Source organism: Corynebacterium sp. CNJ-954 (genome assembly GCF_001942345.1).
Classification (GTDB): domain Bacteria; phylum Actinomycetota; class Actinomycetes; order Mycobacteriales; family Mycobacteriaceae; genus Corynebacterium.
The window spans coordinates 35,445-51,174 of sequence record NZ_MKKI01000007.1; the positions used below are offsets into that span (position 1 = coordinate 35,445).

A 15,730-nucleotide genomic window follows, 5' to 3' on the forward strand; every position below is an offset into this window, starting at 1 on the left:
CGACTACCCCGCCTTGATGGCTCGCATCCAGGTCATCTTCTTGCCGTTGTTCAGGATCGAACCCCGGTAGATGCGGGCAACCAGAAGCAGGACCAGGAGCGTGGTCAGTGCCAGGAGCGCATAGGACGCGGCCAACAGGCCGAGGGACATGTCGCCCGCGGCATAGCGCATCGGTGCCACCCCCAGGGACATTGGCGGCACCCACGAAAGAACCTGCATCACCGTGGAATCCGGAACGCTCCAGCCGAAGATCGGGGGGTACATCACCGCGAAGAATATCAGCATCACCGGCATCTGGGTGCTGCTGAGATCCTCGGCCTTGCTCACGAGGGACCCGGCGGCAGCGTAGAGGGCGCTGAAGAAGAGCATTCCCAGGACGAAGGAAACGAGGAGGACCGGGAGTGTCGCTGCATCTATCTCGATGTCATCGAGCATCCCTGTCGTGCTCAAGGCTGCCATGGCGACACCGAGAATCACCACAGTGCCGATGAAACCGATGACCAACATCGCCAGCACCTTGCCGATAAGCAGATCGATCGGACGGATGGTCGCGAGGATGATCTCGACGACACGCGAGGACTTCTCCTCGGTGACACGCCCGCCGACGTTTCCGGCGAAGATCATGATGAACGTCAGCACGACCATGGTGCCGAGCATCGTGGTGACCACGGCGGCGATCGTGTCTTCCTGGGCGTCGTCGGAGATGTCGGTCGTGGTTACCGTGGCATCGGGGAGGGCAGCGGTGAACTCCGCGGGGTCGACCCCGACGGAGGTCAACGCGTCGTTCTGGGCGATTGCCGAGGCCACCGCCTGCGCAGCTGCGGATATCGAGGCGTCCGGGCTGCCGTCGCTGAGCAGTTCGAAGCCGTCATCGGTTCGGACGAGGGCAGCGTCTTTTCCGTCCTCGACGGCAGCTACCGCGGCGTCGCGGTCATCGACGGTGCCGACGTCGATACCGTCGCCGGCTATTTCAGAGACGACAGCCGTATCCGCGCCGGCGACAAGCAGTTCCGGGTTGTCGGTGTCCTTGTTGCTGAAGTAATTGATGACGAAGATGGCGCCGACAACAACGACCAGGACGATGATGAAGGTGGCGATAATTCCCTTGTTCTTCGTCGCGACCTGTATCTCTCGTCCGGTGACGGTGCGGATGGCGCTGGCCCGTGAATAGCCCGGCGCGCCCGTGCTGGATGTTGTTCGCGTGCTCATGCGGAGACGACCTCCTTGAAAAGATCGGTCAGGTCGGGAACGCGCCGGGTGAATCCGTGGACGGTCCCGGCGTCGAGGGCGGCGTGGAGGATCTGCTGGTCCGCGACATGACCGGCATCCAGCACAACGGAGTTCTCGTCGGACTCGATAACCCGGGTGCCGGCCGGGTACCAGTCACGGGCGGTGGTCAACACCTCGTAGAGCACCGGCCCGCGGCTGCGGAGGTCATCGACGGTTCCTTCCGCTTTCATCTGGCCTTTGGTGATGATGCCTACCCGGTGGCAGAGTCTCTGCACCAGGTCGAGCTGGTGGGAGGAGAAGAGGACGGGCACCCCTTCGGCGGCCTTCGACAGGAGCATGTCACTCATCACGGAGACCGCGACGGGGTCGAGACCGCTGAAGGGCTCGTCGAGGATGAGCAGGGCAGGGTGGTGGACGAGGGACGCGGCCAGCTGGACGCGCTGCTGGTTACCCAGTGAGAGTTCCTGCAGTTTGGATTCAGCGCGTTCGGCGAGTCCGAGTTGCTCGAGAAGTTCGTTGGTTGAGGACGTCGCCGCCTGTTTGGTGAGACCGTGCAGACGACCGAAGAAGGTCAGCTGGTCGGCGATCTTCTCTTTGTCGTACAGCCCGCGTTCTTCCGGCATGTATCCGATGGTGCGACGTATGTCGTCGTTGATCGGCGTGCCGTCGACCCGGGCTTCGCCGGTGTCGGATGCGAGCACGCCCAGCGCAATGCGCATGGCGGTTGATTTTCCGGCGCCGTTGGAGCCGACGAATCCGTAGATCTCGCCGGGGCGCACGGTGAAGCTCATGTCTGTCAGGGCCCGGACGGCGGAGTCGCCGCTTCCGAAGGTCTTGTTGAGGTGGTCAAGTTCGAGGGTTGGCATGAGGTTCTCCTCTGGTTGAGGGGTGGTGATGGCCAGATTAGTTGTTTGGCGGGGGAACGGGGCCGAAGGTCGTTGCGTAGGCGATGGTGGGCATGGCCGTGGCGGACATCATTCCGAGAATGCTGAAGAGTCCGGCGGTGTACACCCAGCGATTGAGGCTGTCAGGGTTGATTACGGCTACGAACACCATGAAGAGGCTGACGGTGAGGAGGATCAGCGTCATCCATCCGTAAGCCGCGACTTGCCAGGTGCGTAGGACTTTCGCTTCGTACTCGTCGAGTTCGGCGTCGGGGGCGACGTCGCGGGTATTGATCACCGTCCGAAGCATCGTCCAGCTCACGCAGACGATCACCGTGAAGGGGATCCATGCGAACAGAAACGGGGGCCAGAAGATCTGGGCGAAGGCGGTAATCAGCCCTATCGCCAGAGAGCCGAGGTAGATCCTGATCAGCAGACGTACGCGGTCCGCAGTCCTCCAAGCGGGAAGTTGGGTTGATATGGACTCCGCCCGGGCGAGCCACCGTTCCGCTCTACGCTCGGTCCGTCGCTCAGCCCAGGCCGCGAATCCGCGCATGGTGTTCATCACTGATCCTTCCGGTAGATCTCGGTGGACATCGGCGCGAACTCTGTCCGGCTGAATACGGCTTCGACCGGGAGGGTGAAGACCTCACAGATACGGAATGCGAGGTCGAGACTGGGGGAGTGGTCGCCCCGTTCGAGTGCGCCGACCGTCTGCGGGTTCACGTCGATGAGGTCCGCCAGCTCAGCGCGTGACAAGTCCCTTTCGACACGAAGAACCCGGATCCTGTTGTGGATCGGGCGCACCGGCTTCTTCTTCGGGGACATGAGACAAAGTGTTGTATAAACACAACGCTATGTCAACCTTTTCCAGTCAGTGCATCAAGCCCCGGGGAGGCCTACGCTGGTCGCCATGACAGACAAGAACCAGACCGCTGTGACAGTCACCCTCAACGACGGACAGGAGATCCCCCAGCTCGGCCTCGGCGTCTGGGAGCTCTCACCGGAGGACGCCTACTCGTCGACCCGTGCCGCACTCACGGCAGGCGCCCGCCACATTGACACGGCTGCCGCCTACGGAAACGAGAAGGACGTCGGACGTGCGATCGCCGATGCCATCGCCGAGGGGGAGGTCACCCGTGACGACCTCTACATCACCACCAAACTGTGGAATGCAGACCAGGCGCCGGGCAAGGCCGCCGACGCCATCGACACCTCGTTGGCGAACCTCGGTCTCGACCACGTCGACCTCTGGTTGATCCACTGGCCACTGCCGTCCTACGGGCGCTACGTGGAGGCGTGGCGGTCCTTGATCGCGGCCCGGGAGGCAGGAAAAACAACCTCCATCGGTGTCTCGAACTTCTACCCCGAGGTCCTCGACGAGATCATCGACGCCACCGGAGTTGTTCCGGCGGTCAACCAGATCGAGCTTCATCCGGGACTCTCCCAGGCTGCTCAGCGTGCCGACGACGCCAAGCGTGGCATCGTCACCGAGGCATGGTCGCCGCTGGGGCGTGGGTTGCTCGACCACCCCGTGATCACCGCGATCGCGGGGGAGCACGGTGTGAACCCTGCCCAGGTGATTGTGCGCTGGCACCTGCAGCAGGGCATCGTGGTCTTCCCGCGGTCCCGGCAGCCGGAGCGGGTTCGTCAGAACCTCGACGTCGACGGCTTCGAGCTCACCGAGGGCCAGATCGCGCAGATCACCGCCCTGGACGACGACACCGATGCTGCCGGGCGCGTCGGCGCTGATCCCCGCGAAGCGGCTTTCGGCATCCCGGAGGACGAGGAAGCCTGAAGAAGAACGACCGGGGTCACCCCCTCAAATGCGGTGTCTACCTACCTGGTCCTTACTTTCGGGAACAATGGGGCACCGGAGAGAAACTGGATAACCGGCTTTACGGTGAGAGGTAGATGAGGGGCATGGCAGAGGTACAGGAGACGCCGGTCGACGCAGGTATCCGGGTGGCGCGGGACAGTACCACGCCCGCGGTGGGGTGGATCACCCTCAGTCGTCCTGAGAGGCGCAACGCCCTCGACGCCGAGCTGTGCGCGGCCATCGCCGACGCTGTCGAAGAATTCGTCGCCGCTGACGATCCGGTCCGTGTCATCCTCGTCCGCGCGGAGGGGCCGGCGTTCTGCGCCGGCGCGAATCTCAAGGGCGGGGTCTACGCCAGCGGGTTCTTCGCCACGGTTGAACGCATGATCCGCGCGATCTCCGAGGCTCCGGTGCCGGTCATCGCCGATGTTCAGGGGCCTGCCGTCGGTGCCGGATGCCAGCTCGTCCTCGCCTGTGACCTGCGTGTCATGGGGTCGAAGGCGCGGGTGTGGGTGCCCGCGGTCCATCACGGATTCAGCCTGGACCGGTGGACGATCCGGCGTGCCGTGGAACTGCTGGGTGGTTCGGTCGCGCGGAATGTCCTCATCGCCGGTGCACAGGTCGGTCAAGGCATGGCTGTGGCCAACGGCTTCGCCATGTTGGGTGGGCCGTCGCACGACGCCGTGGAACTGGCCCGCACCATGTCACGGCAGGCGCCGATGCCGATGCACTACTTCAAACTGGCGATGAACAATCCTGAGCCGGACTCCGAGCTCGCCGGCGAGATCGACCGGCTCGGTGGTGCCTGCTGGCTCAGCAGGGACGCCGCGGAAGCGCGCCGGGCCCGTGAGGAAAAGCGGTCCCCGATCTTCGAAGGGCGGTAGTGACGGTGACCCAGGCCACAGGAGTCTCGCTCACCGGTCTCAGTTCGTCCGAGGTGTCCCAGCGTGTCTCCGAAGGACGGACGAACACCGTCGGCAGGAGCACCGGACGCAGCGTCTGGCAGATCATCCGCGCGAACGTCTTCACCCGGGTCAACGCGATCCTCGGCGTGTTGTGCGTGATCGTGCTGACTACCGGATCATGGATCAACGCCGCATTCGGGCTGCTGATCATCGCCAACTCGGCGGTCGGCGTGATCCAGGAGCTGCGTGCCAAACGGACGCTGGCCAATCTACGTATCGTCGGTGAGACCCAGCCGACCGTCCTGCGTGACGGGGAACGGCGCACGGTCCACCAGTCTGAGGTCGTCGTCGACGACCTCATCGTCCTCAGGTCCGGTGACGAGATCGTGGTCGACGGGACACTGGTGGTCACGGCCGACTCCGGGTTCACCGTCGATGAGTCCCAACTCACCGGCGAAGCGGACGCCGTGCACAAGGAGACCGGGGATGAGGTGCTCTCCGGTTCATTCGTCACCGGTGGGACCGCTGTCTTCCGCGCGGAGAAGGTGGGGGAGGAGGCCTATGCTGCACGCCTCGCCGCTGAGGCGAGCGAGTTCTCACTGACGGACTCTGTGCTGATGAGTGGAATCAACAGCATCCTGCGGGTCATCACCTGGCTGTTGATCCCCACCGGAGTGTTGACGATCTGGACCCAGCTGGTGCGCTCGGGGACTGATGTACGGGAGTCGATCCTGTCGATGGCCGCGGCTATCGTCCCCATGGTGCCAGAGGGCCTTGTCCTGATGACGTCGATCGCCTTTGCCGCCGGAGTGATCCGCCTCGGGCAGTACAAGGCGTTGGTCAATGAACTTGTCGCCATCGAGGGGCTGGCCCGGGTCAATACCGTGTGCACCGACAAGACGGGCACCCTGACGACCAATGAAATGGAGCTCGACGGGGTCTACACCGCGGACGGAGTTGCCGCGCCGGAAGAACTCCGTGAGGCGCTGGGGCGGCTGGTGGCCTCCCAGGAGGACCGTAACTCCACCGCTGAGGCGATCCTCGCCGCTTACGACGAGCCGTCCCCGTTCGACGGTGTCGAGATCCCCTTTAATTCACAGTGGAAGTACTCCGGTGTGCAGTGTCCCGGTCATGCGTGGATCCTCGGCGCGCCCGACGTCCTGCTGTCTGAGGGAGCTGCCGCTGAAACGGCGAAGAAGTTCGGTGACCGTGGGCTGCGTGTCCTTGCTTTCGGCCGTGTGGAGGGGGCCCTGCAGAGCCCGGACGGCGACGCCGGAATGTCCGACGCCCCCTCGATCGGAGAGCCGGTGTTGGTGACCTTGGGCCAGCAGTTACGTCCTGATGCGAGGGAGACACTCGACTTCTTCGATACCCAGGACGTTGACCTGAAGATCATCTCCGGCGACAATCCCGACTCCGTTGCTGCTGTGGCGCGCGGTGCGACGGACCGTGAGCTCGTTGCCGTGGACGCCCGCACCCTCGACGACCTGCCCGAGGCCGATTTCGACGAAGAGGTTGCCCGGGCGAATGTCTTTGGACGTGTACGCCCCGAGCAGAAGCAGCAGATGGTGGAGTCGCTGCACCGTGCCGGTAGGACGGTGGCGATGACCGGCGACGGTGTGAACGATGTCCTTGCCCTCAAGAAGGCGGATATCGGCGTGGCCATGGGGGCCGGTGCTCCCGCGACCCGTAGTGTGGCGCAGCTGGTCCTGCTGACCAACCGGTTCTCCGCTCTCCCCAAGGTGGTGGGGGAGGGACGTCGGGTCATCGGCAACATCGAACGGGTCGCGAACCTCTTCCTGACCAAGACGGTCTACTCGGTGGTGCTGGCACTGGTCGTGGCTGTGATGGGGATATCCTTCCCCTTCCAGCCGATTCACGTGACCATCACCGGTTGGTTCACAATCGGCATCCCCGCCTTCATTCTCGCGTTGGCCCCCAACAACGAACGCCCGCGCGACGGCTTCCTCCGTCGCGTGCTGTCGCTGGCGGTGCCGTCCGGCGTACTGGTCGGTGGGTTCGCGGTGGCAATGTGGATCGCGGTCTACCCCGGGGGTGACGCTCCGGAGATTGAGCGGGCCCAGGCGGGTACGGCGGTTCTGCTCGCGCTGATCGTGATGGGGCTCTGGGTGCTGGGCATCGTCGCCCGTCCCCTGGTGTGGTGGAAGATCCTGCTCCTGGTGGGGTGTGTGGCCGGTTATGTCCTGTTGTTCACGGTGCCGTTCCTGCGTGAACTGGTTCTGCTGGAGCCCGGGGACACCCGGCTCATGTTGCTCGGGCTGGTGGTCGGAGCGGTCGGTGCACTGGTGATCGAGGTGGTGCACCGGGTGGTCGGGAGGCGACGCCGCGAAAAGTAGTTGACATGTCATCTACTTCAGGTGGATCATGGGGTCATGGACTTCGGAATCTTCACCATCGGTGATCTCACCCCCGACCCCACCACCGGTCGGGTACCTGACGAGCATGAACGGATCTCGGCGACGGTGGAGTACGCCAGGAAAGCCGAGGAGGTCGGTCTGGATGTCTTCGCCACCGGTGAGCACCACAACCCTCCGTTCGTCGCCCCGGCCAATCCGCCGATTCTGATGGCGTACCTGGCGGCACAGACCGAGAAGATCCGCTTCTCCACTGCCACGACGCTGATCACCACCAACGATCCGGTGCGACTGGCAGAGGACTACGCCTACGTCCAACATCTCACCGGTGGGCGGATGGACCTGATGATGGGTCGGGGCAACACCGGCCCAGTCTACCCGTGGTTCGGCAAGGACATCCGCAAGGGTATTCCGTTGGCGGTGGAGAACTACCATCTGCTGCGCACGTTGTGGAGGCAGGAGGACGTGTCGTGGAAGGGTGAGTTCCGCACCCCGTTGCAGAACTTCACCTCGATGCCCCGCCCCCTGGACGGCACCCCGCCGTTCGTGTGGCACGGCTCGATCCGGTCGCCGGAGATCGCGGAACAGGCGGCGTACTACGGTGACGGCTTCTTCCACAACCACATCTTCTGGAATATCGAGCACACCGCGACCATGGTGAACACCTACCGGCAACGATTCGAGTACTACGGCCACGGAGCTGCGGACCAGGCGATCGTGGGGCTGGGCGGTCAGGTATTCATCGGTGACACCGAGAAGAAGGCGAAAGAGTACTTCCGTCCGTACTTCGACAATGCCCCGGTCTACGGACACGGACCGAGCATGGAGGACTTCACCCGGATGACTCCGTTGACGGTGGGGACGGTGGACCAGGTCATTGAACGCTACCTCGGCTACGCGGATGCGGTGGGTGACTACCAGCGACAGATGTTCCTGGTGGATCATGCCGGCCTCCCCAGGGAGGTGGTGCTGGAGCAGATCGAGATCCTCGGCACCGAGGTCGTCCCGGTCCTGCGTCGTGAGCTGGAGGCCCGACGTCCTGCGCATGTCCCCAGTGGGCCGCCGACGCATGGGTCCCTGGTGGCGGCAGGAATGAATGATCCCTTCCACGACGTTGAGCCTGTGAAGGAGAGGAGCAGACAGTGAGCACCAGAAAGCTCGTCGTCATCAACGCGGGCCTGAGCAATCCGTCCAGCACCCGGGACATCGCCACCCGGGTCGCCTACGCCGCCGAACATGAGGTGGCAGCTTCCGGGGCGACGTTGGAGGTCACCGTTCTCGACCTCCGGGCGCTGGCGGGCGACCTGGCCACGTTCATGACGACCATGATCCCGACCCCTGATCTGGAGGATGCCCGGCTCCTCGTCGGCAGCGCCGATGCCCTGATCGCGGCCACCCCGGTCTTCCAGGGAAGCTATGCGGGGTTGTTCAAGATGTTCTTCGACACACTGGACAAGCATGCTCTGCAGGGGCTCCCGGTGAGTCTGGTCGCTACAGCCGGAACTCCGCGGCACTCGATGGTCTTCGACTACGCGATGCGCCCGCTACTGTCTTTCCTGCAGGCCACCGTCCTGCCCACCGGGGTCTTCGTCGCGACCGGCGAGTACGGCGAGTCTGATGCTGCCGAAGATCTGCGGGTGAGAATCACGCGGGCAGGCAGTGAGATCGCCTCAGCGCTGGGCGCGGGCAGGTCCGTCGGAGCCGATGCCGCCGTGGAGCAGACCGGGGTGGCGCAGGCCCGTGGTACCGGCGAGTTCGGCGGTTTCGAGGCACTGTTGAGGGCGCACTCCGGGTCGTGAGTGGTGGTCCGGCACCGTTTTGACCATCAATTTATGGTCGGCGAATTCTGGCATTCTTGGGTGACTCGTGACGTCGACTGAAGAGAGTGCACCATGCAGGACGCTCCACCCTCCCGTTCCAGCTCATTCTGGAGACGCGCGCTCCCCGCGTTACTGATTCTGCTCTGGTTGGCGGTGGCCGCCGTGGGCGGGCCGAAGTTCGGGGAGATCAGCGACGTGGCCACCAACGACCAGTCGTCGTTCCTCCCGGAGTCCGCAGAATCGACGAAGGTCAGCGCCCGACTGGAGGACTTCCAGGATTCGGGGTCGGCTCCGGCGATCGTGGTCATTACCGCAGACGCCGACGGGGAGCAGGTCGATGCCACGTCACTGGGCGATCTCCCCGACCAGCTCTCGGCCGCTGTGGACGGTGGTGCCGGTGCAACGGGGACAGAGGTCAGCCCTCCGGTACCGTCGCAGGACGGGAAAGCGGTGCAGATTATCGTGCTTCCACCCGAAACGGCGGCACCGGCGGACGCCGTCGATGCGCTCCGGGCCACGCTGGGCTCGGAACTGCCGGAGGGTCTGCAGGCACAGGTCACCGGACCTGCAGGGTTCAGCGCCGATCTGTCGGAGGCGTTTGCCGGGATCGACGGTCTGCTTCTGCTGGTTGCCGTCGCCGCGGTGCTGGTCATCCTGGTACTGGTGTACCGCTCACCGTTCCTTCCGCTGATCGTCCTGCTCAGCTCGATGGTCGCGTTGTGTGCTGCGGTGCTGGTCAATGTCGCGCTGGCGAGATCCGGCATCGTGATGATCAACGGGCAGATCCAGGGAATTCTGTTCATCCTGGTCATCGGTGCAGCGACGGACTACGGGCTGCTCTACACCGCGCGTTACCGGGAAGAACTCGGCCGACATGACAGCGCATGGTCCGCTACCGTGGCTGCGCTGCGGGGCACCTGGCAACCGGTACTGGCGTCGGCGGCGACGGTGATCGCCGGGCTGCTCTGCCTGCTCCTGTCGGACCTGGCGTCGAATGCCGGGCTGGGACCGGTGGCCGCCGTCGGAATCGCCGCCGCATTCTTCACCTCCCTGACGTTCCTCCCCGCAGTCCTGGCATTGCTGGGCAGGCGGGTCTTCTGGCCCAGAGTCCCCCGTCCGGTCACAGAACAGCCGGATCACACGGCAGCTGCCCGTGGCGGAGTGTGGGCACGTGTTGCTGACCTCGTCGGGCGTGCACCCCGACGTATTGCGGTCGGTGTGGGCCTTCTACTGCTTGTCGGCTGTGCCGGACTGTTCACCCTCGATGCCGACGGAGTGCCCACCAGCGACTACGTGATCGGTCAGAGCGATGCCCGCGACGGGCAGGACGTCCTTGACCGCCACTTCCCGGCTGGGGCAGGCGCACCGACATACGTCCTGGTCCCTGAGAACAACAGCGGTGCCGTCGAATCAGCGATCGGAGCACTGGACGGTGTGCAGTCCGTCGGGGAAGGGGAGAGGAGCGGGCCCTCGGTGGTTGACGGTGAGGTTCTGCTGGAAGTGACGCTCACCGATTCCCCGTACTCCGATGCCGCGGAGAACACCGTCCGGGAGATCCGGGGTGAGGTGGGCGACCTCGGCGCGATGGTCGGCGGGACGACGGCCACAGAACTGGACACCAAGGAGACCTCGGTCGCAGACCGTGCCACGATTATCCCGATTGTGCTGCTGGTCATTACGGTGATGCTCGCGCTGCTGCTGCGGGCCGTGGTGGCCCCGATTGTGCTGCTGGCGACGACGGTGTTGAGCTTCGGTACAGCGCTGGGGATCGGCGCTGCCGTCTTCGCGCTCATCGGCTTCAGTGGCTCGGACCCGTCTGTACCGTTGTATGCCTTCGTGTTCCTCGTGGCTTTGGCGATCGACTACAACATCTTCCTGATGACCCGGGTGCGGGAGGAATCCATGGCTCACGGGACCGCAGTCGGTGTGGGGCTCGGTCTCATCAGTACGGGTGGTGTGATCACCAGCGCTGGTATCGTGCTGGCAGCCACGTTCGCGGCGCTGCTGGTGATACCCATCCAGTTCCTGGTGCAGCTGGCGATTATCATCTCGCTGGGAGTGCTGATCGACACCTTCCTCGTCCGCTCGTTCCTGGTACCGGCCCTGACCCACATGCTGGGCGACCGGATCTGGTGGCCGGGGAGGACGGGTAGGGGCGCGACGGGCGCCCGCCGTAAGGGATGACACCTGCCGTGGTACTGAGTTCGCCGTCTCGCGGTCGCCGGACTCGGAGAAAACCGGCCACGACGTTACATCGTGGCCGGTCGCCTTCTTCTCGTGTCGTGCCCCAGGGCAGATTCGAACTGCCGACACCCGCTTTAGGAGAGCGGTGCTCTATCCCCTGAGCTACTGGGGCGCACCGCAACAGTGTAGCGTGTCGGGGCCGTCGAGCGGGAACGCGGTCCCGGTGTCAGGCAGGGGGAGGAGACGTTGCGGTAGTCGCACCCCGGGACGTCCCGACGGCCGGTGCCACCAGTGGGAAGATCAGTACGGTCAGTGCTCCTCCAGCGACCAGTAGTGATGCTTCCTCCTGCCCGATAATGCCCGACGCGGTGGCGACACCGGTGACAGCGACGATGATCGGCAGTCCCGTCGCAGAATAGAGGGACATCTCGAGTTTCTCCCGCCACCCCTGGAGCTCTGACCCGGTGTCGGTCCAGAGTTCGCGCAGGAAGATCGGCAGGCCTCGGGTGATGAGGATGATCGGCACGATCGCGAGGACGAACCACGGTCGTTCGGCGATCACTCCGGTGTCGATGGCCATGCCGGACGTTACGAAGAACACGGGGATGAAGACGCCGTAACCGACGGTCTCCACCTGCCTCTCTAGCCCCGGTCGGTAGGCGTCGGGCACGATCTGGTGCAGGATGATGCCGGTGGCGAATGCACCGAGTACGACGTCGAGGTCGAAGACGGCCGCGACGGCCATGAGCACGGCGAGCATCAGGACGACGGAGCGGATCACCGTCTGGTTCGTTGAGCCGGCACCGTCACGGATCGCCCAGCCGATCCAGGGGGTGAGGGTTCGGACAGTGCGGGGGACGAGTGCGACGATGACGGCGACGACGAAGAATGCGGCGAGCACCGCAGCGCTTGCCCAGGTCGACCGTGCCGACAGCAGGACGGCCATGGCCATGACCGGGGCCAGTTCGCCGATGGCGCCGTGGACCATCACACTGTTGCCGACCGGGGTGCCACTGAGATCATTCTGCTTCAGGATCGGCATGAGGGTGCCCAGTGCGGTGGATGTCAGTGCGATTCCCAGCACCACAGAAACACCGGCGTCGCCGGAGGTCAGCAGCATGGCTCCGCCGAAACTCAACACGAGGCACAGAACCCAGGTGGCGAGGGCGTGTCCGCCTTGGCGGGACTTGAGCATGGACGGGTTGATCTCCATGCCGGCGAGCAGGAACAGGAGGCCCAGGCCGAGCTCCCTCATGAGATCGACGGCTTCACCGTCGCGTGCGAGCCCGAACCCGAAGGGTCCTATCAGCAGGCCGAGGACGAGCAGGAAGACAACGGCAGGGATGCGCTTTCCGGTGAGAAAGGCGAGGACCGGAGCGAGAAGGCCGGCGCCGGCGATCCATGCGAAGGAGACGAGGGCGTCAGTCATGGTGCTGAGACTACCGTCGGGGAATGCAACTGTCCCCTCCACCGTGGTGTGGTGGAGGGGACAGTGGGGTGGTGTGGTGGCCGTGGTGAGTGGTGGTGGCCGTAGGGGGAGTCGCTGGAACTAGTGGTCGACGGGAGCTTCGACGCCGACGCCGGTGAGGGACCGGACCTCCATCTCGGCCTGCAGGGCGTCCTTGTTGTCAGGCTTGCCGAGGTAGGTTCCGACGATGCCTGCCAGGAAGCCCAGCGGGATCGAGATGATCGCGGGGTTGGTGAGGTCGAGCAGGGACCAGTCCGACGTATTGAACATTGCGGTCTCCGTGCCAGACACAGAGTTGGAGAAGAACAGCACGACAAGTGAAGAGATCAGGCCGACGTAGATGGACGAGACGGCACCGGTGGTGTTGAAGCGCTTCCAGTACAGCGAGTACAGGATGGTCGGCAGGTTGGCCGACGCTGCGATGCAGAATGCCAGGGAGACCAGGAAGGCCACGTTCTGGTCCATGGCCAGGATGCCCAGGATGATCGAGGCGATACCGATGACGACCACGGTGATCTTCGAGACACGGACCTGCTCGGCTTCGGTGGACTTTCCGCCGCGGAGAACTGCGTCGTAGAAGTCGTGCGCCACCGAGGCGGAGGCGGTGATCGCCAGTCCGGCGACCACGGCGAGAACCGTGGCGAACGCGACCGCGGAGATCAACGCCATGAAGATGGAACCGCCGAGTTCGAAGGCGAGAAGCGGAGCTGCCGCGTTCGCGCCGCCCGGGGCTCCCTTGATGGTGTCGACACCGACGTAGGCGGCGGCAGCGTAGCCCAGGATCAGGGTCAGCAGGTAGAAGCCGCCGATCAGGACGATGGCCCAGGTCACGGACTTGCGGGCCTCACGTGCGGTGGGCACGGTGTAGAAGCGCATCAGGACGTGGGGCAGGCCGGCAACGCCGAGGCACAGTGCCATGGCCAGGGAGATGAAGTCGAGCTGGCCCATCAGAGAGCCGCCGTACTGCATGCCCGGGGTGAGGATGCCCTCGGGGTTCTCGGTACCGGCTTCGGCGTGGTTGTCGATCGCCATCTGCAGCAGTTCGGAGAAGTTGCCCTTGACCATCACCATGATGATGACCGCCATGATGAACACGCCGGCGCACAGCAACACGGCCTTGATCATCTGGACATAGGTGGTGCCCTTCATACCGCCGATGAGTACGTAGGCGATCATCACGACACCGACCACGGCAACCACGGCGGCCTGCGCGGGCTTCTCGTGGATGTCGAGGAGCACGGACACCAGGGAACCGGCGCCGGCCATCTGGGCGATCAGGTAGAACAGCGACACGAACAGTGTCGCGAAGGACGCAGCGAGCCGCACCGGGCGCTGCTTCAGGCGGAAGGACAGTACATCCGCCATGGTGAATTTACCGGTGTTACGCAGTGGCTCGGCGACCAGCAGCATCGCGACGACCCAGGCGACGAAGAAGCCGATGGAATAGAGGAATCCGTCGTAACCGTTCAGCGCGATGGCGCCGACGATTCCCAGGAAGGATGCCGCCGACAGGTAGTCACCGGCGATGGCGAGCCCGTTCTGGGTTCCCGAGAAGCTGGCGCCGCCGGTGTAGAAGTCCTTGGCGGAGTCCTTCTGCTGGGACTTGCTGGCGCGCGTCACGATGTACATCGTGATCACGATGAAGCCGACGAAGATGGCGATATTGAGGATGGGGTTGCCCGCGTCTTCTTGGGCGAGGAGATGTGTCTGCATGTTTTCTCTCAGTTCCGTGTCGACGGGGTTTACGCCGTGGCTGGTCCGGTCTCAGCGAAGTCGCCGGTGCGCTCGAGACGGTCGCGGAGGGCGGCGGTCCTCGGCTCGATCTCCCGGTCGGCGAACTTCACGTAGGCATAGGTGATGGCGAAAGTGGTCACGAACTGGAGCAGGCCCAGGATGACGCCGACGTTAATGTTCCCCCACACTTTTCCTGAGAACAGGTCGGGTGCGAACATGGCGAGCACGACATAGGCCGCGAACCAGATAAGGGCGCAGATCGTCACGGGGAACGCGAAGCCCCGCTGCTTCTTTCGGAGTTCCTGGAATTCGGGGCTTTTCTGAGCCTCCACGAATTCCTCGGGGGTCGGTGTGTGCCGCAGGTCGGGTGTCGACATCGGCTCCCTTTCTTGTTAGTGATAATGGTCACAGACTCGCTGTGGATGGGTGTCAAGTTACAGAACCCCGGGAAACCATTTCAAGGCAAAACGTGGGTTGTGCAGGGTGCTGAACGCAATGCACCCCCGCTGGTCCTCCTGACATGCATCTAAGCGGGAGCTAACGGGGGTGAGGGGGAAGGTGGGGTAGTCGCAGAGGTGCAGCCGGTCAGTCGCAAGTGCTTCCGAAAATATGTCCTTCTGCTCGGGCAACACGCTCTCTCCGGGCGTGCTTGTGTGCTCGGCGGTCAGGGGTCGTGACCGTCGAGTACGTGTGCCTGAAGCCCCGCCTGCCGGGGGTGGGGGTCAGTCGGGGTGTCTCACCGGTGACAGTGGCCCGGCGGCGACGGTGGTGAGTTCCACCCCGCCGGGTCCTGCCCAGTGCAGTGTGACCGCATCATCCGGGCTGGTCGGCTGCCAGGCCCGCGCGGTTTTCAGGGTGTGGTGGGTCCGGCACAGACAGATCCCGTTGGCCACACCCGTCGGCCCGTCACTGGTGGGGTCGGTGTGCGGGGAGTTGACCAGATGATCATGCTCACAGGTGTCGGCGGGCACCTGACAGCCAGGAAACCGGCAGTACCCGTCGCGGCCCTGGATCCAGGCTTTCTGCACGGTGGTGAACCGGTAGGCCTCAGTAGGAGGAATATCGGCGGCGCCCGGGAGTTCACACACCCGTGTCGCCAGGGCGGCCAGTTCACCACCGGTGGTGGCGGACACCCACCCACTGCCCAGCACGTAGCACGGCTGGTCCGAGTGGGCCTGGTAGGCGTTCACGGTGACGGTCAACTGGTCACGGTGCCCGCCGAGCAGGTGCAGGGCGACCTGGCCACGACAGTGCGACATCAACGGCACCGGCGGGACAACCTGGGTGTTGTCGTCGCGGTCACTCCCGTCC

At 64.4% G+C, this 15,730-nt stretch carries 14 protein-coding genes and 1 tRNA gene; 6 read left to right on the forward strand and 9 right to left on the reverse strand.

Features of this window, described 5'->3' with window-relative positions:
* Window positions 1-3: 3 nt before the first annotated feature.
* Genes BJF89_RS03940 through BJF89_RS03955 form a run of 4 tightly spaced genes read right to left on the reverse strand, consistent with a single transcriptional unit; the run spans window position 4 to window position 2,942 of the window.
* Window positions 4-1,209: an ABC transporter permease gene (locus BJF89_RS03940; RefSeq protein ID WP_075812427.1), complete on the reverse strand. Its 1,206-nt coding sequence runs from the start codon at window positions 1,207-1,209 to the stop codon at window positions 4-6.
* Entirely contained in the window at window positions 1,206-2,096 is an 891-nt protein-coding gene (locus tag BJF89_RS03945) for an ABC transporter ATP-binding protein (protein ID WP_075812429.1), read from the reverse strand. The genes BJF89_RS03940 and BJF89_RS03945 overlap by 4 nt, the downstream gene beginning before the upstream one ends.
* A gap of 37 nt (window positions 2,097-2,133) precedes the next feature.
* A complete protein-coding gene (locus BJF89_RS03950; protein ID WP_075812431.1) occupies window positions 2,134-2,679 on the reverse strand; it encodes a hypothetical protein in 546 nt (181 codons plus the stop codon).
* Window positions 2,679-2,942 (reverse strand): helix-turn-helix transcriptional regulator, encoded by a 264-nt coding sequence (locus tag BJF89_RS03955; RefSeq protein ID WP_075812433.1) that lies wholly within the window; start codon window positions 2,940-2,942, stop codon window positions 2,679-2,681. Before BJF89_RS03955 ends, BJF89_RS03950 begins: the two co-directional genes overlap by 1 nt.
* Window positions 2,943-3,027: 85 nt before the next feature.
* Here BJF89_RS03955 and BJF89_RS03960 point away from each other — a divergent pair, with 85 nt between their 5' ends.
* The 6 genes from BJF89_RS03960 (at window position 3,028) to BJF89_RS03985 (ending at window position 11,217) form a co-directional block, all read left to right on the forward strand.
* Entirely contained in the window at window positions 3,028-3,912 is an 885-nt protein-coding gene (locus BJF89_RS03960; RefSeq protein WP_075812435.1) for an aldo/keto reductase, read from the forward strand.
* Window positions 3,913-4,037: 125 nt separating this feature from the next.
* A complete protein-coding gene (locus BJF89_RS03965) occupies window positions 4,038-4,817 on the forward strand; it encodes an enoyl-CoA hydratase (protein WP_083650475.1) in 780 nt (259 codons plus the stop codon).
* Window positions 4,818-4,822: 5 nt separating this feature from the next.
* Window positions 4,823-7,195 carry an HAD-IC family P-type ATPase gene (locus BJF89_RS03970; RefSeq protein WP_075812459.1) on the forward strand — a complete coding sequence of 791 codons (2,373 nt, stop codon included), beginning with the start codon at window positions 4,823-4,825 and terminating at the stop codon, window positions 7,193-7,195.
* 36 nt (window positions 7,196-7,231) lie between these two features.
* Window positions 7,232-8,359 (forward strand): LLM class flavin-dependent oxidoreductase, encoded by a 1,128-nt coding sequence (locus BJF89_RS03975; RefSeq protein WP_075812437.1) that lies wholly within the window; start codon window positions 7,232-7,234, stop codon window positions 8,357-8,359.
* Window positions 8,356-9,012, forward strand: a complete 657-nt coding sequence (locus BJF89_RS03980; RefSeq protein ID WP_075812439.1) for a CE1759 family FMN reductase — start codon at window positions 8,356-8,358, stop codon at window positions 9,010-9,012. The genes BJF89_RS03975 and BJF89_RS03980 overlap by 4 nt, the downstream gene beginning before the upstream one ends.
* Before the next feature lie 93 nt (window positions 9,013-9,105).
* Window positions 9,106-11,217 carry an MMPL family transporter gene (locus BJF89_RS03985; protein WP_075812441.1) on the forward strand — a complete coding sequence of 704 codons (2,112 nt, stop codon included), beginning with the start codon at window positions 9,106-9,108 and terminating at the stop codon, window positions 11,215-11,217.
* 99 nt (window positions 11,218-11,316) lie between these two features.
* On the opposite strand, the gene BJF89_RS03990 is transcribed toward BJF89_RS03985, so the two are convergent.
* The 5 genes from BJF89_RS03990 to BJF89_RS18815 form a co-directional block, all read right to left on the reverse strand.
* Window positions 11,317-11,389, reverse strand: a tRNA-Arg gene (locus BJF89_RS03990).
* Window positions 11,390-11,443: 54 nt separating this feature from the next.
* Complete coding sequence (locus tag BJF89_RS03995; RefSeq protein WP_075812443.1) at window positions 11,444-12,646, reverse strand: cation:proton antiporter; 1,203 nt, start codon at window positions 12,644-12,646, stop codon at window positions 11,444-11,446.
* Window positions 12,647-12,766: 120 nt separating this feature from the next.
* The gene (locus BJF89_RS04000; RefSeq protein WP_075812445.1) at window positions 12,767-14,398 is read right to left on the reverse strand and encodes a cation acetate symporter; all 1,632 of its coding nucleotides are present in this window, start codon (window positions 14,396-14,398) and stop codon (window positions 12,767-12,769) included.
* A gap of 29 nt (window positions 14,399-14,427) precedes the next feature.
* A complete protein-coding gene (locus tag BJF89_RS04005; protein WP_075812447.1) occupies window positions 14,428-14,796 on the reverse strand; it encodes a DUF485 domain-containing protein in 369 nt (122 codons plus the stop codon).
* Between the two features lie 345 nt (window positions 14,797-15,141).
* A partial coding sequence (locus tag BJF89_RS18815) for an HNH endonuclease signature motif containing protein (RefSeq protein ID WP_187344672.1) occupies window positions 15,142-15,730 on the reverse strand: 589 nt, incomplete at its 5' end.

Bases quoted from the DNA above. Each gene is read 5' to 3' on its own strand.
- BJF89_RS03940 (WP_075812427.1), bottom strand. From the start codon at position 1,209: ATGAGCACGCGAACAACATCCAGCACGGGCGCGCCGGGCTATTCACGG.
- BJF89_RS03945 (WP_075812429.1), bottom strand. From the start codon at position 2,096: ATGCCAACCCTCGAACTTGACCACCTCAACAAGACCTTCGGAAGCGGC.
- BJF89_RS03950 (WP_075812431.1), bottom strand. From the start codon at position 2,679: ATGAACACCATGCGCGGATTCGCGGCCTGGGCTGAGCGACGGACCGAG.
- BJF89_RS03955 (WP_075812433.1), bottom strand. From the start codon at position 2,942: ATGTCCCCGAAGAAGAAGCCGGTGCGCCCGATCCACAACAGGATCCGG.
- BJF89_RS03960 (WP_075812435.1), top strand. From the start codon at position 3,028: ATGACAGACAAGAACCAGACCGCTGTGACAGTCACCCTCAACGACGGA.
- BJF89_RS03965 (WP_083650475.1), top strand. From the start codon at position 4,038: ATGGCAGAGGTACAGGAGACGCCGGTCGACGCAGGTATCCGGGTGGCG.
- BJF89_RS03975 (WP_075812437.1), top strand. From the start codon at position 7,232: ATGGACTTCGGAATCTTCACCATCGGTGATCTCACCCCCGACCCCACC.
- BJF89_RS03985 (WP_075812441.1), top strand. From the start codon at position 9,106: ATGCAGGACGCTCCACCCTCCCGTTCCAGCTCATTCTGGAGACGCGCG.
- BJF89_RS03995 (WP_075812443.1), bottom strand. From the start codon at position 12,646: ATGACTGACGCCCTCGTCTCCTTCGCATGGATCGCCGGCGCCGGCCTT.
- BJF89_RS04000 (WP_075812445.1), bottom strand. From the start codon at position 14,398: ATGCAGACACATCTCCTCGCCCAAGAAGACGCGGGCAACCCCATCCTC.
- BJF89_RS04005 (WP_075812447.1), bottom strand. From the start codon at position 14,796: ATGTCGACACCCGACCTGCGGCACACACCGACCCCCGAGGAATTCGTG.